We start from the raw sequence: 18,554 nt of genomic DNA on the forward strand, positions 1-18,554 counted from the left end.
CCATGCTGATTCCTGTGATTCTCTCCGGCGGTGCCGGTACTCGCTTGTGGCCGGTGTCCCGCGAGGGCCATCCCAAGCCGTTCATGACCCTGCCCGACGGCCAGTCGCTGCTGGGCAAGACCTATCGGCGGGCGGCCGGGTTGCTCGATGGCTGGGGCGATATCGTCACGGTGACCAACCGCGACTATTACTTCCAGAGCAAGGATCACTATCAGGAGGCGCAGCTAAGTCGCCATCGCGGGCACTTTCTGCTGGAGCCGACGGGCCGTAATACGGCCCCGGCCATCGCTGCCGCGGCCCTGTCGCTGCAAGCCCTGCACGGCGATGAAGCGATCATGGTGGTGATGCCCGCCGACCATTTGATCCTCAACGAAGACGCCTTTCAGACGGCGGTCGAACACGCCGTGGCACTGGCCAAAGATGGTTTCCTGGTGACGTTCGGCGTGATGCCGACTGCCCCGGAAACCGGTTTCGGCTACATCGAGACCGGCGCCGCGCTGGACGGAAAAGGCGCCGCAAAAGTCCAGCGCTTCGTCGAAAAACCGGATCTGCAAACCGCCACCCATTACCTGGAAAGTGGCAAGTTTCTGTGGAACTCGGGAATGTTCTGCTTCTCGGTCGCGACCGTACTGGCCGAACTGCAGGTCCACGCGCCCGAGCTGCTGGAGCAGACGCAAACCTGCATGGCGCAAAGCGCCCCCGTGGAAACCGCCGGGTGCCTGCAACAGGAATTGTCCCCGGCGCTGTTCGCCGAGATCACTGACATTTCCATCGACTACGCCTTGATGGAACGCTCCGACAAAGTGGTCGTGGTGCCCGCCGGTTTCGACTGGAGCGACATCGGTTCCTGGGGCGCAGTGGCCGCGCTGGTACCGGCGGATAGGCAAAACAATCGCGCCAGCGGGGACGCGGTGTTCGTCGACAGCCACAACAACTTTGTCCAGAGCGAAGACCGGCTGGTGGCGGCAGTGGGTGTGGATAACTTGATCATCATCGACACCGCCGACGCGGTGCTGGTGGCCCATGCCGATCGCGCCCAGGATGTGCGCCGGGTGGCCAAGCAGCTCAAGGACAAAAAGCACGAGGCCTATCGCCTGCACCGCACGGTCAGCCGCCCTTGGGGCACCTACACCGTGCTCGAGGAAGGCCCGCGCTTCAAGATCAAGCGCATCGTGGTCAAACCCGGCGCCAAGCTGTCGCTGCAAATGCACCATCACCGCAATGAACACTGGGTGGTCGTCGAAGGCATGGCCAAGGTCACCAACAATGGCACCGGCACTCACCTGGTGGCCAAGAACGAATCGACTTTCATTGCCGCCGGCCACAAGCATCGCCTGGAAAACCCGGGCGTGATCGACCTGGTGATCATTGAAGTGCAAAGCGGCGAATACCTGGGAGAGGACGATATCGTTCGCTTCGAAGACCAATATGGCAGGACGGTTTGAATGCTGCTTTCCCTATACCGCTCACTGTGCAGCCATCGAGGGTTCATCCTCGGTAGCGTCCAGCGAGAGTTTCAGGCGCGTTACCGCAATTCGCTGTTTGGTGCCCTATGGCCGGTGCTCAATCCCCTGTCGATGATCATCGTCTACACCGTGATTTTTTCTCACATCATGCGCGCCCGCCTGCCGGGTGTGGATGACAGCATGGCCTACAGCGTGTACCTGTGCGGCGGCTTGCTCGCCTGGGGACTGTTTGCGGAAATCACCCTGCGCAGCCAGAACATGTTTCTGGAAAACGCCAACCTGTTGAAGAAAATCAGCTTCCCGCGGATCTGCCTGCCGGTGATTGTCTTGATCAACGCCGGCATCAACTTCGCGATCATCATCGGCCTGTTCCTGGGTTTTCTGCTGTTCACGGGACGTTGGCCGGGCATGGCGTTGCTGGCGTTGATACCGCTGATGGCGTTGCAAATGATGTTCTGCGCCGGGCTGGGAATGATACTCGGCGTGTTGAATGTCTTCTTCCGTGATGTCGGGCAACTCTTCGGCATCTGCCTGCAATTCTGGTTCTGGCTGACGCCCATTGTGTACCCGATGAGCATCCTGCCGGACTGGGTTCAGCGCCTGCTGCAACTCAACCCACTGACCAACCTGATCGTCAGCTATCAAAACATGTTTCTCTATGGGCAATGGCCGGTCTGGAGTTCGCTGCTGCCGATTTTTGTCACCGGCGTGGTGTTCTGTCTGATCGGGCTGCGTCTGTTTCGCCAGCGCGTCGGCGAAATGGTGGATGAACTCTGATGGGGCATATTCGCGTCACCGGCCTGGGCAAGGCCTACAAGCAATACCCGAACCGCTGGAGCCGACTGGCCGAGTGGCTGATCCCGTTTTCGCCCAAGCGTCACCACGAGCACTGGGTGCTGCAAGACGTCGCATTCGAGATCGCCCCCGGTGAAGCGGTGGGCATCGTCGGGGTCAACGGCGCCGGTAAGAGCACCTTGTTGAAGATGATCACCGGCACCACCCAACCGACGTGCGGCAAGATCGAACTCGAAGGCCGGGTGGCGGCGCTGCTGGAACTGGGCATGGGGTTTCACCCGGACTTTACCGGTCGACAGAATGCAATCATGGCCGGGCAATTGCTGGGCATGCAGGTCGATGACATTGAAGCGCTGATGCCCGAGATCGAACATTTCGCGGAGATCGGCGAAGCCATCGACCACCCGGTGCGGACCTACTCCAGCGGCATGCAGATGCGCCTGGCGTTCAGCGTGGCCACCGCTCGACGTCCGGACATCCTGATCGTCGACGAAGCGCTGTCCGTGGGCGATGCCTACTTCCAGCACAAGAGCTTCGAACGCATCCGCAGCTTTCGCAAGGCCGGCACCACCCTGCTGATCGTGTCCCACGACCGCTCCGCCATCCAGGCGATTTGCGATTCGGCCATCCTGCTCAAAGACGGCCGCATGGCCATGCACGGCAAACCCGAAGCGGTCCTGGACTATTACAACGCCATGATGGCCGAACGTGAAGGCCAGATCGTGCGTCAGGAAATGCTCGCGGACGGGGAAGTGCAAACCATTTCCGGCACCGGTGAAGCGGGCATCCTCAGTGTGCGGTTGCTGGACGAGAATGAACGTTCCATCGACGCCGCCGAGGTCGGTCAGGCCGTGGTGCTGGAAGTCCAGGTCGAAGTCCGTCAGGACATCGAGCGCTTGGTGCTGGGCTTCATCCTCAAGGACCGCCTGGGTCAGATGATGTATGGCATCAACACCCATCGCCAGGACAAGGCCCTGACCGATCTGCACGCAGGAGAGCGCTACACGTACCGTTTTGCCTTCGTCATGGGCCTGGGCAAGGGCAATTATTCCGTGTCCCTGAGCCTGTCGCGGCTGGACTCGCACCTGGACCGCAACTACGAATGGCGCGATTACGGGCTGGTGTTCCATGTGATCAACAACCGGCATGAAGACTTCGTCGGCTGCTCGTGGCTGGCGGCGAAAACCACCATTACCCGCTCCGGGTCGACTGTTCCGGAGCGCACGCCATGACCCGTCTCCTGGTGGAATGCACCCACGTGTTCCAGCACCCCAAGGTCAATTCGGGCATTCAGCGGGTGGTGCGTAACGTCATCAATCAGCTGCCGGACAGTGTCGAGGGTGTCGAGTGCATTCCGGTGGTGATGCTCAAAGGCAAACTCTATCGGGTGCTGAAACTCGGCGCGTTGAACATCCCGTTTTTCGATGGTTTGATGACCTTCGGCGGACGATTGGGACGCCTTGCTCATCGTTTCTGGCAACTGCATCAACGCTTGCACAAACGCAGCAACTCGCGAGTGATCAAGCGCCTGCTGCACGTGGCCTACCGCCTCACAGCCATTACCTGCTTCAGCCTGCCGATACGGCTGATCGAGGCCATCAACCAGTATCAACTGCCCAAACGCTGCTCGCCGCTGCAGCATCAGCCGGGCGATCAACTGGTGTTGCTCGACTCCTCCTGGCACAGCGATTTCTTCCCGTTTGCCGAACAGCTCAAGCGTGAAGGCGTGGGCATCGTTTCGGTGATCTACGACCTCATCCCGCTGACTCACCCACAGTTCTACGACACGCGGCTGGTGCAGATTTTCAACGAGTGGTTCAACTGGATCACCCAAACCGCTGACGGCTACGTGGCGATTTCGGCCACGGTGCGCGATCAGGTACGAGAAGAACTGCAGCACCGGCTGGGCCCGGCCAAAGCCGATGCGCTGTGGTTCGACTATTTTCACCTCGGTTCCGAGCTGGACCTGAGCGAAGCCACCGCTGCCGTCGAGCCACGACTGACGCGCGTATTCGAAACGCCGGAACCGGTGTTTTTGATGGTCAGCACCATCGAGCCGCGTAAGAACCACGATTACCTGCTCGACGCTTTCGAACGCGCCTGGGCCTCGGGTTCGCACGCCCGGTTGTGCATCGCCGGGCGTATCGGCTGGAAGTGCGACGCCCTGCTCGCTCGCGTGCGCAATCACCCGCAACTGAACCAACGCCTGTTCATGTTCAACGACCTGAGCGACACCAGCCTCGAACACGCCTATTCCCACGCCAGCGCACTGGTGTTTCCGTCCTGGGTCGAAGGCTTCGGCCTGCCCCTGGTCGAAGCGATGCAGCGCGGTTTGCCGGCCATGGGCAGCGACATTCCGATCTTTCGCGAAATCGGTGGCGAGTTCATGGCGTACTTTGATTTGGCCGAACCGCAAAGCCTGGCAGACCTGGTCACCGGTTTCGAACGCTCGGGGCAATTCCCGGCGGTTCGCAGTGTGGCGGACTGGCAGTGGATCGGCTGGCGTGAAGCCAGTGCGCAACTGGCCGAACGAACCCTGAGCAATCTGGCAGAAGCGCCGGTCGAGCAAGAGAGGCAACATGCGAATTGCCCTTAACGCCCGGATCCTGCAAGCCCCGCGCACCGGTATCGGCCATTACGTCGCCGAACTGGCGAGCGCCCTGGCTGATGAGCCCGATGTCGAGCTGACGCTGTTCCACGGTTGGGGCTGGAGTTCGGATTTGCCGGAAGCCGCCATGCCCGGCTACTCGCGACTGACGCCGTTGCTGCGACAGATTCCGGGGGCTTATCAGGCGCGGCGCTGGCTGGAGCAGAAACGCTTCGATCAAGGGCGCTCGAAGACCATCGACCTCTATCACGAACCGAGCCTGTGGCCGCTGTCGTTCGACGGCCCGACGGTCATCACCCTGCATGACCTGACGCACCTGCACTACCCCGAGACGCAACCCCCCTCGCGCCTGCGGGAAATCGAGCGGCGACTGGCCGACGGCGTGCAGCGGGCGAGTCTGATTCTCACCGACTCGCAGTACATTGCCGACGAAGCCCAAGCGTATTTCGCACTGCCGGCCGAGCGTTTTGTCGTCGCGCCGCTGGGCGTGGCCGCACGTTTCCATCCACGGGAACCTGAAGCCATCGACGCGGTGCTCAAGGCCCACGGCGTTGAGGCGCGGGAATACTTTCTGTGCGTCGGCACCCTTGAGCCGCGCAAGAACCTGACGCTGGCCCTGCGTGCCCACGCCCGACTACCGGAAGCCGTGCGCCAGCGTTTTCCACTGCTGATCGCCGGCATGGCCGGTTGGCAGGGCGAACAGTTCAGTGACGAATTGCGCGCCGCCCTGGCCACCGGCGATGTGTGCCTGCTGGGCTATCTGCCCGATGAAGCGCTGGCACAACTGCTGGCCGGCGCCCGGGCCTTGGTCTTTCCCTCGTTGTACGAAGGGTTCGGCCTGCCCGTCCTGGAAGCCATGGCCAGCGGCACGCCGGTGATCCTGACCCGGCATTCGGCCATGCCGGAAGTCGCGGGCGCCGCCGGCAACTACATAGCACCGGACGATCCGGACCAATTGCGCGATGCCATGAGCCGACTCATCGACGACCCGCTGCATTGGCAGGTCTGTCGCGAAGCCGGTTTGCAACAAGCGAAGCTTTTTTCCTGGGCGCGTTGCGCGAAGGCCACGGCCCGCGCTTACCGCCAGGCTATGGGAGACTGATATGCGCGTACTGCACTTCTATAAGACCTATCTGCCGGATTCGATGGGTGGCATCGAACAGGTCATTTTTCAACTCTGCGAGAGCGGCGCGCGCCACTCGGTCGACAGCACGGTACTGACGTTGAGCAACAACCCGGCACCTGGCGCGATACAGATCCGTCAGCACCAGGTTCATCAGGCCCGGATGGATTTTCAGATGGCCTCCACCGGTTTTTCCTACAGCGTCTTCAAACAGTTTCGTGAGCTGGCGGCTGAGGCGGACGTGGTCAATTACCACTTTCCCTGGCCCTTCATGGACCTGGTGCATTTTTTCAGCGCCACTAAAAAGCCCTGCGTGGTGAGCTACCACTCGGACATCATTCGCCAGCGCCATTTGCTCAAGCTCTACCGTCCATTGATGCGTCGTTTCCTGAACAGCGCCGACCGAATCGTCGCAGCCTCCCCCAACTATTTTCATACCAGCGATGTGCTTCAGGAGTACCGCGATAAAACCCGCGTCATCACCTACGGGCTGGACAAGTCAGGTTATCCACAGCCTGAAGCGGAACGTACCGAACGCTGGCGCAAACAGGTGGGCGACCGCTTCTTCCTGTTCGTCGGCGTCATGCGCTACTACAAGGGGCTGCATATTCTGCTGGACGCGATGCAAGGGCTGAATTATCCGGTGGTGATCGTTGGGGCCGGACCGCTGGAAGTCGAACTGCATGCCCAGGCCAAGGCCTTGGGATTGCAAAATTTGCACTTCCTGGGGCGTTTGGGTGACGAGGACAAGGTGGCCTTGCTGGAGTTGAGTTACGCGGTGGTGTTTCCGTCACACCTGCGCTCGGAAGCGTTCGGCATCTCGCTGCTCGAAGGCGCGATGTACGGCAAGCCGATGATCTCCAGCGAAATAGGTACCGGCACCAGTTACATCAACATCCACAATGAAACCGGGCTGGTGGTGCCGCCGAGTAATCCACAGGCGTTCCGTGAAGCGATGCGCACGCTGTGGGAAAACCCGACGCGTGCAGCGGAAATGGGCGTGAAGGCTGAGGCGCGGTATCGGCAGTTATTCACCGCTGATGAAATGGGCCGCAAGTGGACCGAGCTGTATGAAGAACTGCTGGAAGAAAAATCCCTGTCCTACGCCTGACTGCTTTTCTGTGGGAGTGAGCCTGCTCGCGATAGTGGTGTATCGGTCGACATCAATGTGACTGTCAGGCCGCCATCGCGAGCAGGCTCGCTCCTACAGTGGTTCAGCGGTGTGGTGCAGATTTTGGTACGGCAACGTTATCCAGCATCCGGTTCACCGCCAGTTCCGCCAGCATCACAATCTGCTGAATCGCCATCGCCGTATGCCGATGCGGCCCTTCCAGATACCCCGCAAAATCACTCGCCATCACGCTGGCCTGAGCCAACGACTCACAGGTGTGGGCCAACAGGTCTTCATCTTTGATATCCGGCGCGATCATGAACATCGTGCTTGGCTGGCGGGCCACGGGGGATTTGAGCGCGGACGGGTTGAGGTAGTGATCCAACGCGCGCTCGGCGGCGTCGTTGAGTTTTTTGGAATCGATGGATTCGTAGGGGGAAACGTCGTCGGTTTCCGGGGGATTGGGTGTTTCTTTAATCATGGTGACACTCCGAATGAGAGGGTGGCTGCCACTGATCGCTGCGACGCGATGTGAAGGAGGCAGCTGTACGCGGGGTCGCAGACCGAGCCATTCGGAAACTCGGCATACCCGAAGGTATCCCGCGCACAGCCGCCATTAAGCGGGGCCGGCGATTATGCACCAAATGAACTGAACGGACTGCGACGCCCGGTCGCTGATGTGCAGCGACACCCAAAGCCTATCCCCCCGACTTCCGACACAACAACCGCTAGAACGTGTCGGAATCATCCCCAGGAACGCTCAAGTTTGTAGGACCCTCGCCGCATTTTTTCGGCCAACATCGGCCCAATGTGGGAGATTCTATGTTGCCCGGCAACCCTGAATTCTCAGGCTGACAGGTATTCGCTCTGATTTTTCATCAGGGCAAATGCCACTCGACAGAGCTTTCGGGCCAAGGCAACCAAGGCCTGGGTTTTCGAGAAGCCTCTAGCCAGGTATGCCTCGTAAAACGGCTTCCATTTAGGCGAGCGACACGCCGCCATTGCGGCGTTGTACGCCAAACGACGAACCTCCGGATCTCCTTTTTTGGTCAGGTACCGCTGCCCATTCTTCTTGCCGGAGTCTTCGACTGCCAAGTCCATTCCCAGGAATGCGATGAACGCATCGCTGTTCGCAAAATCGCCCCGCATAAAGGTCGTCGCCAACCCGGTTGCGGTCAGTTCCCCAACGCCTTCGATGGCTTTGCAGCGATCAATATTCGCCTCAATTCCCGCCTCTTTGCTGACCTTGCGCAGCAGTTTCTGAATCGCCTGATCCGCTTGCTTGAACGCCTTCTGCTGAGCGACCTGCACTTTCTTCAACAAGGGTTCATTGGCCCAACTCAACATCAGCCCAGCATGGTTCTGGATCAGCGTTGCACGTCTGTGAAGCAGGCTTTTCAGCGAGCTGTAGGCCTTGGGTGGCGGGCTCCAGACCCGCAGTTTGCTTTGTTCATTCTCCAGGTAACGCGCCAGCAAACGCGCATCGCAGGGATCGTTCTTGGCTCGTTGGCCAACGCCACGGCGGTAATGACTCACGCGATAAGCATCCACCACGTAGACCTGATGACCCATCTCATGGGCCAGCTCTACCGTGTCCAAGTGGTAGATGTTGGTGGCTTCAACGGCGATAGCGCTTTGGGCAGGCAGGGTTTTAAGCCAACGCTTGAGGGCGGTTCGATCGTTCTTGATGTCTTGAATGATTTGCAGGTCGGTGCGATAGACAGCAATTTGGGCCTTGGCGATATCGATACCAACAACCGTCTGCGAAGTAAGGATTGTCATGACGAATCCTCGGAGCTAGGGTTTAAGTGCTTGTTGGGGTCTACCGTTGCGCTGGCTTGTCTCTATCGTCGGTTTACCGATGAATTCCTTATCGGCGCTTTGGGTAGAAGGGGCGGGACGAGAAGTCTCCCACAGTCTGTACTGGTCAGAGTCAGAATCGAGTCTGTAGTCCCACCCACCCCTTCAAGTCTAAACATACAAGCGAGCCTGCTCGCGATGGCTGTTTAACATTCAACATTGAAGTTGGCTGACACACCGCCATCGCGAGCAGGCTCACTCCCACAAGGGATCTTCTGTGCATTCCCGATTGGTTACAGATCCAGCACCAACGGCTGCGAACCCTGCGCCGGCACCGCGCAACAAATCAGCACCTCTCCCGCATCGGGCACTTCCGCCGGGGGCTGTGGATAATTCACTGCGCCGCTGATCAGACGAGTCTTGCACGTGCCACAGGAACCACCGCGACAGCTGAATTCCGGACGCAATCCACGGCTTTCCGCCAGCTCCAGCAAACTCCCGCCCTCCGGCTGCCAGCGCGCCTCTTTGGCCGAGCGCTGGAACACGACAGGCACCGAAACCGTGGCGGCCGGCGGTTGCTCGATGACCACGGCGTCCGGGTCCGGCGTGCGACGCAACGTCGAAGGCCCAAAGGTTTCGGCGTGAATCCTGGAGTCGCGAATGTCCAGGCCCCGCAGGGTGTCGTACAGCCCTTGGGTAAAACTGCCCGGACCGCAGAGGACAAAGTCCACCTGGTCGAAGTCTTCCACTTCAAGGATCGTCTTGAGCAAGTCGCCGTCAATCCGCCCGGTCAGGTCGAAATCTTCACCTTCGCGGGCATCCGGCTCCGGTTGGCTGAGCAGCCGCAGAACGCGCACCGCGCCACCGAGGCCATCAAGCAAGCGGTCCAGCTCGGGACGAAACGGCTGATCGGCCAAGGTTCGCGAACTCTGGAAAAACCAGGTCGGGCGGATGCCCCGCGTGCGCAGACCTTGATAAACCACCTCACGTACCATCGACAGCAGCGGCGTGACTCCGACGCCAGCGGCCAACAGCACCAGCGGCCGCCGCTCATTGGCCGTCACGGTGAAATGCCCCTGAGGTGCGCGGGCTTCCAGCACATCGCCGACCCGGATCTGCTCATGCAGGTACGACGACACAAGGCCTTCACGCTTCACACTGATACGGAAAAAGTCATCGGACGGCGCGCTCGACAGGCTGTACGTGCGGATATGCACATCGCCCCCAATGTTGAATCGCAAAGGCAAATGCTGCCCGGACTGAAACACCGGCAACCCGGCGTCATCGGCAGGCTCCAGATAGATCGAACGGATGTTGTGGCTCTCCTGTTCGATGCGCGCCACCCGCAGCGGCCGCCAGAGATCGCCCAAGGCCTTGGCTTGCAGGCGTGCGTTTGCCTGCGCCCAGGTACCGGTCAGCAAACTGGTGGGCGACACGCCGTCAAAGCGCCAGCGCAACGCCAACGCCGCAGGCCTCCGCACCACGCGCTCCACGTCGAACGTCCACAGCCGCTCGGCGCCTTGAAAGGCTTCGACTTGCTCGCCTTCGAGGATGACTTGCGCGCGGCCGCTGAGGTGCAGCAGGTCGCCCGTATTGAAATCGATGAACAGCAAACCGGCCCGAGGATTAATCAGCAGGTTGCCCAAGGTGTTGAAGAACAGGTTGCCGGCAAAGTCCGGGATGGTCAGGCGATTGCCTTCCACCTGTACGAAACCGGCCTGTCCGCCTCGATGAGAAACGTCCACCGAGCGTTGGCCTTCGACGTCGACATAACTGGCGACAAAGAAGGTATCGGCGCCGGCGATCATGGCTTGGGCCGCGTCATCCAGCGCATTGAGGTGTTGCGCGACACGGGTCGCCGGATCCGCCAAGGGCACCGAACGAAACTGGCGCAACTGGATGTATTGCGGGCAATTGCCGAAGGATTGCTCCACCGTGACCGCGAAACCATCCTCGGTGACAGCGCCGACTCGGCCGTTCATACGGTTGCGGCGTCGGGTGTGCAGCTCGATACCGAGCAGACCGATCGCCGCACCTTCTTGCAACTGCGCAGGGTCGTCGCTGCCAGGCAGGCTGGCGAACTGCAACAACGCAGGTGCCGGGGAATGAGCAAACCCCGGTGCCCCTTCGAGAATGCTGGCCCAAGGGTTGCCGTCGGCATCCACCGCGCCGTACAGCATGAACGGCAATTGCTGATAGAACTGGCGGTGCTGATCCGGCATCTCGCCGCGAATCACCCTACGACCTAATGTGTCCATTCGCTCGGCCACACCCACGTGAGCCTGCAACTGTTTCTCGCCTGCGTGCCAAGGTGAACGGTCCATAACGGCTTCTCCCCTGCGCTCATCGCGCAACCAGAACGGCCCGACAGAGTCGGGCCGTTAACATCAGGCAGTTTTTTGCAAACCGACGACGGTGCGCGGCATGCCGACAAACCCTGGCAGGGCTTCGATGCGAGCCAGCCAGGCGCGGATATTGGCGTAGTCGTCCAGCGACACGTTGCCTTCCGGCGCATGGGCGATGTAGCTGTAGGCCGAGACATCGGCGATGGTCGGCTCATTGCCGACAAGGTATTGCGTGGCGGCCAATTCCTGATCGATCGCTTTGAGCCAGGTGTGGGAGTAAGCGATCACTTCTTCGGCGTTGTAAGACGCACCAAACACAGTGATCAACCTTGCTCTAGCTGGGCCAAAGGCAATCGGCCCGGCGGCGATCGACAACCAGCGCTGGACCCTGGCCGCACCGACCGGATCGGTTGGCAACCAACGCCCGTTGCCGTATTTCTGCGCCAGGTAAACCAGAATCGCGTTGGAATCGGCGAGCACCACGCCTTGATCATCAATCGCCGGCACCTGACCCAACGGATTGAGTGCCAGGTAATCCGGCTGCTTGTGCGCGCCTTTGGCCAGATCGACGAAGATCAGCTCGGTCGGCAGTTGCAGCAGGGACAGCATCAGCTCCACACGATGAGCATGGCCAGAGCGAGGGAAGTTGTAGAGTTTGATGGCTTGCATGGTCGACTCCGCTGGGTAGTGGCGCCGTTCCAGGGAAGATCAGCGCCGATAGGAGCTATCTTCCCCTCTCAACCAAAACAACAGAATAACCAGCAAACGCAATCCATTATTTCAGCCAGCGCAATAACCCATCAGCCGTGCAAGGCCGGGTGATCACGCAGCTCTTTCACCGCGAAGTCGACAAAGCTGCGGACCCGCACCGGCGCCTTGCGTCCACCCTGATAGACCACATGAATGGGCAACGGCGGCAGTTCGAAGTCAGCCAGCACGATTTCCAGCTCACCGGCGGTGATCTTGCTCGCCACTTGATACGACAGGACTCGGGTCAGGCCCAGCCCCAGGCTCGCGGCGGTAATGGCTGCCTGATTGGCCGTGACCACAAGCCTCGGCTCCGGGCGGGCACTCAGTGGCTCCCCCGCCTCAAGGAACGGCCAGGTTCTCAGTTGGCCAATGGACGAGGTGGCGATAATCGGTTCCCCGTTTAAATCATTGGGGTGCAGAGGCTTGCCGCGCTTCGCCAGAAACTCCGGAGAGGCGCAAATAACCCGCCGCACCTCGCCCACATGAATCGCATGCTGGTTGCTGTCAGGCAATTCACCGATGCGCACCGCCACATCGATGCCCTCCTCGACCATGCTCACCACCCGGTCGACGAGCAGCGCGTTGATGGTGACTTCAGGAAACTGATTGAGGTAGCCGACGGTGAGCGGCGTGACGAACAACTCACCGAACAATACCGGTGCGGTGATCGTCAATTGCCCACGAGGCTGTGCGTGACTGCCGGCCGCCGAATCCTCGGCTTCCTGCACCTCGGCGAGAATCCTCCGACAGTCTTCCAGAAAGCGCTGCCCCGCCTCGCTCAAATGCACGCTGCGGGTGGTTCGTGTCAGCAACTGCGTGCCAATGCGCTTCTCCAGCGCCGCCACCGCCCGGGTGACACTGGCCGCCGACATCCCCAAACGCCGCGCCGCCGCGGAGAAGCCTTGATCCTGGGCGACGGCGACGAAGACCTGCATTTCCTGGAATCTGTCCATGGGGCAATGTCCTCCATTCGGATAAAAAAAATCGCAACCATAGGCTGCGATTTTTAGTGTTGGCGCTGAACAAAACATTTTGACACTAGCAGGTCAGTAAATACGAGGGCAAACGTATTAACCTGGCACGCAGCCAGGTGGTGTTTTGCCGTTAACGAAGTTGCTCGACGTGTCGCCGGAGGTGCTGGATCTGATTGCCTGCTCGGCCCCTTGCCAGCCGGCCTGGCGCAAAGCGTAGAGCAAGGTGGCGGCAGCCAGCCCCGGCACCGCATGCCCGTTGCCTTCGGAATCATCGAAATATCAAACATCCAAGGCTGATGAAGCGAGGGGGGAGATTCGCGGGGGGGCTTATGTCCCGAAATAGTCTTCCGGGCCTGACTAATTCATCATAAACCAACCAACTCTCTCTAGAGGCGAGTGGATGGTGGGCAAAGCCGCGAAGGTTGGGGTACCGGCAACTAGTACCGGCCACCCTTTCGGGCGCCCGACGCGACCCCGCCCATAACGCAGACAACGCGATAATTCACAGAGGCCCTAAGCAATCCCGTTGGATTCACCGACGGGCTTCTTGGTAGCAATTCTAGGCTAATCGATATCAAGTCTTTGTCGAGAAAGTATTTGATTCAAAAAACATCACTCCCCCCGATAGGAGCAGTGTTCCATGGTCGGCTACGGGCAAGGCTCAATCAAATCCTTTCCAGAACACCCCGTCTTCGATAATCCATTTACGGGGCCGTGCTATCAAGCAATTCGCGATCGCTTATTTGACTAAGGTGATTGGTACTTCTGAGAGCTGAATCACCTTAGCCGCGACAGAACCCAGAAAGATCCCCGCCAGAAAACCGTTACCATGGGAACCTAGGATGATGCTGTCACATCCTAGGGATTGCGAGCTCGCCACGATTCTGCTGGCAGCATCGCCTTGTAACGTATGGAATGTGAATGCAATGCCTTCTTGTGTCAGAAGCGTCACAGCCTTTTGTGAGTCTTCAGCACTTTTATCACCGTAGTAACGATCAATCTCATCCTCGCTCATATCGTGTGCGATTCGAGTGGGTAAAAGTGGCTGCACATTCACCAGATGTACCTCAACACTCCCGCCCAGTAATCCGCCATCTTGGATCAGCCCAATAAGGTAACGAACCGCGCGCTCCGAATGCTCGGAACCATCGACAGCTACAAGTATTTTATGCATTTTCTAAACCCTCTTTCAGTGGCATGAAGATGCTTGTCGATAGGTATGGCCAGCTTGCAATCAGTTCTACTCGGACAAGCGGATTCGAATTTGTTTTTCAATCTCGATGATCGCAAAGAGCGCAACACCAACTCCGATGATCAGTAGGCCATCAAGGAAGGGTATCGCTTCTGTGGCAAACACCTTTTGCAGCGGTGGCGCATACGTGATGGCGAACTGAGCGATGGTAACCACTGCGACGGTCATCCACACGACCTTGGTGCCACGAATGCCCTTCCAGGTAAGCGATGTGCTGTAGAGATTACGAATGAAGAACAAATGGAATATTTCCATCACGACTAACGTGTTCACCGCGATGGTTCGGGCCAACTCCACCGAGTAGCCTCGGTCGAGCGCATACGAAAAAATACCGTAAACGCCGCAGAGAAACAGAATAGAAACAAGCACCATATGCCAGACTAAAGCACCGCTTATCAGCGGCTCTTTGCGCGAACGGGGCGGTCTAAGCATGGTGTTTTCTTCGGTGGGCTCAAACGCTAGTGCGATGCCGAGCGTCACTGCGGTTATCAGATTGATCCACAGAATCTGTATCGGCGTCACCGGCAGTGTAAGGCCGAGTAGCAGGGCCACGATGATGGTCATGGTCTCGCCCGCGTTTGTAGGCAGCGTCCAGCTCAGCACTTTCTTGATGTTGTCGTAGACTGTCCGCCCTTCGCGCACTGCAGCCACGATGGACGCGAAGTTGTCATCGGCCAGCACCAGGTCTGCGGCTTCCTTGGCGGCCTCACTGCCTTTTCCACCCATGGCGATACCGGCATCGGCACGCTTTAGCGCTGGTGCATCGTTAACACCATCGCCGGTCATGGCCACAGCCATGCCATTCGATTGCAGCAGCATTACCAGCCTGAGCTTATGTTCGGGGCTGGTACGAGCAAAGATATTGACGTCCTTTACCGCCTCCTTGAGGGCGGCATCGTTCATGGCGTCCAGGTCTACACCAGTCAGCACCTTGTCGGGATTTTGCAGGCCAATCTGGTAACCGATGGCGGCGGCGGTGCCGCCATGATCGCCAGTAATCATTTTTACGACAATGCCCGCCGCTTGGCATTGTTGAACTGCCTTTATGGTCTCGGGTCTAGGCGGGTCAATCAGCCCGACCATACCCAGCAAGGTTAATGTCCCTTGCACGTCCCCAAACTCCAACACGGTGTGCTCGGGCTGAACTGATCTAACTGCAAAAGCCAATACACGCTGCCCTTTGGCAGCAATCGTGTTTGCCTGTTCGTGCCAGTAGTCCGCGTTTAGCGTCTCAGTCCCGCCAGCGTTTACGAGTTGCTGCGTGCTCATGGCCAATATTTGCTCTGGCGCACCTTTCACATAAATAGAGGCCTTCCGATCATGGTTGTGATGCAGGGTCGCCATAAAGCGGTGTTTCGCGTCAAACGGAATGGCATCGGTGCGGGGCCAGGCCCGATGATCTTCATCGCTATCTACTCCGGTCTTTCCGGAAAATGCCAGCAAGGCACCCTCCATCGGATCTCCCTCTACCTTCCATAAGTCTTCATGCAGGCGCAGCACAGCATCGTTGCACAGGCCGGCTGCTCGCCCCAGTTCTGCCAACGCAGGATAAGTCGATATATCGACTAGCTGATCTGCAAGACTGATGCTTCCCGCAGGCTGATAACCTGCGCCATCGACCTTGAAGACGAGATCGTTCGTGACGACCGATGCCACCATCATTTCGTTGCGGGTGAGTGTGCCGGTCTTGTCAGTGCAGATGACGGATACCGAGCCTAGCGTTTCGATGGCAGGCAGGCGACGCACGATGGCGTTGCGGCGAGCCATTGCCCGAACTCCGACAGCCAGAGTGATAGTAAGGACGGCGGGTAGCCCTTCAGGTATCGCCGCGACTGACATCCCGACCACGACCATGAAGATATCGGTGAACTCGTAGTGCCCGACATAATGGCCGAACACGAGCAAAAGGCCGCCGACTAACAAGATCAAGATCGTCAGCCAGCGCGCAAATACGTTCATTTGCTGCACCAGCGGAGTGGTCAGCGTTTCTACTCCTGCAAGCAGCGTACTGATGCGTCCGATTTCAGCTGCTGCTGCGGTAGCAACTACAACCCCAGTTGCTTGTCCGCAAGTCACGAGCGTGCCGCTGAACGCCATGCAAGTACGATCACCCAGGGCGGCTTCAAGACCCACTGGTTCGGTATGTTTTTCTACTGGTACGGATTCACCGGTGAGAATTGCTTCATGAATTTGTAGTCTGTTCGCGTGCAGCAGTCGTAAATCAGCAGGTACTTTGTCTCCGGCCTCCAGCAAGACAATATCGCCCGGTACTAGCTCCTCGCCTACAACACTCAAGCGTTCGCCTGCACGAACTACTGCGGCGTGCGGTGCCAGCATCTGCCGGATAGCGTCCATGGCTTTTTCCGCTTTGCCTTCCTGGACATATCCAATGATTGCGTTTGCAATAACCACTGCAAGAATCACCACCGTGTCCCACAGATGCTGCAGCATCGCGGTAATCGCAGCGGATCCTAGAAGTACATAAATCAGAATGTTGTGAAATTGCAGCAGGAATCTGAGCCACGCAGGTCGACGTGCTGCTTCTGGTAGCCTGTTGAAACCAGTGCGGGCAAGCCTGGCTTGAACTTCGGCGGCCTCCAGCCCAACATGCTCATTGACCTCAAGCAGGTTCGTCACCTGCTCTGCAGGCAGGGAGTGCCAGGCCACGGAATGCGGAGGGATTGGTGTTTGCTCAACTGCTGCATCGACCACCTGATTCATCAATAATTATCTCCTGTGCGCACAGCTCAACTGAATCGGGCTGAGGTGGTCATGAGCGAGCGTGGCTATATCAGAATGCTGAAAAATCGTTCGTCGTTCTTACATTCTCTATGTCATCTAGCTGATACGAACTAAAAGATACATGCAACCAATCGCTCGATGATTATTGACTTAAATCAAATTGTTGGCAGTCGGTAGTGTGACAAGATATTTTGCTGAGTAAGCTATTCTTCGATCTAAGTTTCTGGTGATTAAGGGTGTCAGCCCCCTGATATTATTGTTTAGTAAGTTTGATCTGTAAGCCTTTTGAATACCGTTACTGCAATACGTTGATAAATCATTACGTTACAGTCCGCCTATTGGTTGCACTCGACGTCAGAGTGCAACCATACGGGGTACCTAGCTTGATTGAGCACCGCTGTCGACCGGATTCTCATCCAGCACTTCTAGTGCTTCTGGCAACTCGGTAATCACGCTGAAGTCGCTCACCTCAACGGCACCCAATCCATAGCCCAACAAGTGGAACGAAAACGCCTTACGCGACTGCGGATTGTCAAAACTGAAGTCCATCTCCAGTGGCTGGTCTGCAGTGACGACCATTTCGGCTGGCAGGCCCAGTTGGACATCCTGTTCCAGCTCCTTGGCCTTGAGCAGTATGTAGGCGTTCTGTTGTGGATCTACCGAGCGCACGGTCAGACGCACGCGAGTATGTGAGCCCTTGGGCATTTCCAGGTACTGAGCACCGATAAGGTTATCGGCCCAGTCATCCTTGATCTGCGCCTGAAGCGGGATGATGGCGGGACTGCCGAACTGGTACTGCTGGTTCAACGGTGTCCGGAGCAGCGAATGATCCAGTGCCGTCGCTCTGGCTACGATTTGGCGGGCACGCTGGCCCCCATACTGCCCCGTCAAGGTTGCACGCTCGGCAATGAAGCCGGCGCTGGCGTAATACCGACAGCGCTGTTGAAAGTCACACTCGGTCAAGATGCCTTGCAGCCAGTCGCCTATAAGTTTGATCCGTTGATCCATTGGGGACTCTCGATTCCAGGGCATGGTCAGGCACCTCCTGACCATATTTCACACCTGTAAAGAATGTCTCCGGTTTAAAACGTAAAGGATGTCTCCGGTTTCTACCGCTTGGCGGTTGACGCCGACGTAAGCGCCGGGAATACCTTCCCGCGCGATGATCAACACATTGCGCGCACGCCCCGGTGCCGCGAGCAATTTCTGTCCGTCCAAATCGAGTTGAGTGAGCCCCGCCATTTGCGGTGGGACATCGACAACATCACCTTCCAACCACTCTTCTGCGCTTGCCTGAACATCGCCAACGCTCGCGGCCATCAACTGATGCGGGAGGTTGAACAAGCGCCACTGGTCTTCCTCTGAGGGGCACAGGTGCTGAGCGCCCCAATGGGCGATCAATAGCAGTAGCGGTGCTCCCCACGCGCTTCGTGGCAAGCCCGGAGCGGCAGTGGAGCGCCCCAGATACTGCGTGATCAGCCAAATCACCAGTCCAAGAAACAGAGTGGCGGCTAGCCAAGGCTGGGCGAAACCACCACCGGTAGAGTTTTCCAAAAACTGAGGGTCGATCAGGTAGTGGGGGTATGGA

General features: G+C 58.5%; 13 protein-coding genes and 1 pseudogene. 6 read left to right on the forward strand and 8 right to left on the reverse strand.

Translation table 11 applies throughout. The features are described 5' to 3' along the window. Positions 1-2 precede the first annotated feature (2 nt). The 6 genes from ACA060_RS29095 to ACA060_RS29120 are packed head-to-tail and all read left to right on the forward strand — an operon-like array spanning position 3 to position 7,103. Entirely contained in the window at positions 3-1,445 is a 1,443-nt protein-coding gene (locus ACA060_RS29095) for a mannose-1-phosphate guanylyltransferase/mannose-6-phosphate isomerase (RefSeq protein ID WP_497314656.1), read from the forward strand. After that, positions 1,446-2,243 (forward strand): ABC transporter permease, encoded by a 798-nt coding sequence (locus tag ACA060_RS29100; protein WP_109626927.1) that lies wholly within the window; start codon positions 1,446-1,448, stop codon positions 2,241-2,243. It begins immediately after the preceding gene. Then, the gene (locus ACA060_RS29105) at positions 2,243-3,493 is read left to right on the forward strand and encodes an ABC transporter ATP-binding protein (protein ID WP_497314658.1); all 1,251 of its coding nucleotides are present in this window, start codon (positions 2,243-2,245) and stop codon (positions 3,491-3,493) included. Before ACA060_RS29100 ends, ACA060_RS29105 begins: the two co-directional genes overlap by 1 nt. Further along, positions 3,490-4,857 (forward strand): glycosyltransferase family 4 protein, encoded by a 1,368-nt coding sequence (locus tag ACA060_RS29110; protein ID WP_497314660.1) that lies wholly within the window; start codon positions 3,490-3,492, stop codon positions 4,855-4,857. The genes ACA060_RS29105 and ACA060_RS29110 overlap by 4 nt, the downstream gene beginning before the upstream one ends. Beyond that, the gene (locus ACA060_RS29115) at positions 4,841-5,971 is read left to right on the forward strand and encodes a glycosyltransferase family 4 protein (RefSeq protein ID WP_497314662.1); all 1,131 of its coding nucleotides are present in this window, start codon (positions 4,841-4,843) and stop codon (positions 5,969-5,971) included. The genes ACA060_RS29110 and ACA060_RS29115 overlap by 17 nt, the downstream gene beginning before the upstream one ends. Before the next feature lies 1 nt (position 5,972). Further along, the gene (locus tag ACA060_RS29120; protein ID WP_497314664.1) at positions 5,973-7,103 is read left to right on the forward strand and encodes a glycosyltransferase family 4 protein; all 1,131 of its coding nucleotides are present in this window, start codon (positions 5,973-5,975) and stop codon (positions 7,101-7,103) included. Positions 7,104-7,206: 103 nt separating this feature from the next. Here the strand turns inward: ACA060_RS29120 and ACA060_RS29125 are convergent, their stop codons facing one another. From ACA060_RS29125 to ACA060_RS29160, 8 genes and pseudogenes are all read right to left on the reverse strand, one after another. Beyond that, the gene (locus ACA060_RS29125) at positions 7,207-7,584 is read right to left on the reverse strand and encodes a DUF6124 family protein (RefSeq protein WP_497314666.1); all 378 of its coding nucleotides are present in this window, start codon (positions 7,582-7,584) and stop codon (positions 7,207-7,209) included. A 365-nt stretch (positions 7,585-7,949) separates the two neighbouring features. Further along, on the reverse strand, positions 7,950-8,885 hold the full coding sequence (locus ACA060_RS29130; protein ID WP_497312732.1) for an IS110 family transposase: 936 nt from the start codon (positions 8,883-8,885) through the stop codon (positions 7,950-7,952). Positions 8,886-9,196: 311 nt separating this feature from the next. Then, complete coding sequence (locus tag ACA060_RS29135) at positions 9,197-11,227, reverse strand: pyridoxamine 5'-phosphate oxidase family protein (RefSeq protein WP_497314668.1); 2,031 nt, start codon at positions 11,225-11,227, stop codon at positions 9,197-9,199. 63 nt (positions 11,228-11,290) lie between these two features. Next, the gene (locus ACA060_RS29140; RefSeq protein ID WP_497314670.1) at positions 11,291-11,917 is read right to left on the reverse strand and encodes a glutathione S-transferase family protein; all 627 of its coding nucleotides are present in this window, start codon (positions 11,915-11,917) and stop codon (positions 11,291-11,293) included. Positions 11,918-12,048: 131 nt separating this feature from the next. Further along, the gene (locus tag ACA060_RS29145; RefSeq protein WP_497314672.1) at positions 12,049-12,951 is read right to left on the reverse strand and encodes a LysR family transcriptional regulator; all 903 of its coding nucleotides are present in this window, start codon (positions 12,949-12,951) and stop codon (positions 12,049-12,051) included. A 760-nt stretch (positions 12,952-13,711) separates the two neighbouring features. Next, positions 13,712-14,146 (reverse strand): universal stress protein, encoded by a 435-nt coding sequence (locus ACA060_RS29150; protein ID WP_497314674.1) that lies wholly within the window; start codon positions 14,144-14,146, stop codon positions 13,712-13,714. 66 nt (positions 14,147-14,212) lie between these two features. Next, entirely contained in the window at positions 14,213-16,945 is a 2,733-nt protein-coding gene (locus ACA060_RS29155) for a cation-transporting P-type ATPase (protein WP_497314676.1), read from the reverse strand. Positions 16,946-17,344: 399 nt separating this feature from the next. Then, positions 17,345-18,403 (reverse strand): annotated as a pseudogene (locus ACA060_RS29160) (hypothetical protein); the annotation flags it as partial. Between the last annotated feature and the right edge of the window lie 151 nt (positions 18,404-18,554).

The organism is Pseudomonas sp. LBUM1671 (genome assembly GCF_059695685.1).

Excerpts from the sequence above, each read along its gene's own strand:
- ACA060_RS29095 (WP_497314656.1), top strand. The coding sequence starts at position 3 with ATGCTGATTCCTGTGATTCTCTCCGGCGGTGCCGGTACTCGCTTGTGG.
- ACA060_RS29100 (WP_109626927.1), top strand. The coding sequence starts at position 1,446 with ATGCTGCTTTCCCTATACCGCTCACTGTGCAGCCATCGAGGGTTCATC.
- ACA060_RS29105 (WP_497314658.1), top strand. The coding sequence starts at position 2,243 with ATGGGGCATATTCGCGTCACCGGCCTGGGCAAGGCCTACAAGCAATAC.
- ACA060_RS29110 (WP_497314660.1), top strand. The coding sequence starts at position 3,490 with ATGACCCGTCTCCTGGTGGAATGCACCCACGTGTTCCAGCACCCCAAG.
- ACA060_RS29115 (WP_497314662.1), top strand. The coding sequence starts at position 4,841 with ATGCGAATTGCCCTTAACGCCCGGATCCTGCAAGCCCCGCGCACCGGT.
- ACA060_RS29120 (WP_497314664.1), top strand. The coding sequence starts at position 5,973 with ATGCGCGTACTGCACTTCTATAAGACCTATCTGCCGGATTCGATGGGT.
- ACA060_RS29125 (WP_497314666.1), bottom strand. The coding sequence starts at position 7,584 with ATGATTAAAGAAACACCCAATCCCCCGGAAACCGACGACGTTTCCCCC.
- ACA060_RS29130 (WP_497312732.1), bottom strand. The coding sequence starts at position 8,885 with ATGACAATCCTTACTTCGCAGACGGTTGTTGGTATCGATATCGCCAAG.
- ACA060_RS29135 (WP_497314668.1), bottom strand. The coding sequence starts at position 11,227 with ATGGACCGTTCACCTTGGCACGCAGGCGAGAAACAGTTGCAGGCTCAC.
- ACA060_RS29140 (WP_497314670.1), bottom strand. The coding sequence starts at position 11,917 with ATGCAAGCCATCAAACTCTACAACTTCCCTCGCTCTGGCCATGCTCAT.
- ACA060_RS29145 (WP_497314672.1), bottom strand. The coding sequence starts at position 12,951 with ATGGACAGATTCCAGGAAATGCAGGTCTTCGTCGCCGTCGCCCAGGAT.
- ACA060_RS29150 (WP_497314674.1), bottom strand. The coding sequence starts at position 14,146 with ATGCATAAAATACTTGTAGCTGTCGATGGTTCCGAGCATTCGGAGCGC.
- ACA060_RS29155 (WP_497314676.1), bottom strand. The coding sequence starts at position 16,945 with ATGAATCAGGTGGTCGATGCAGCAGTTGAGCAAACACCAATCCCTCCG.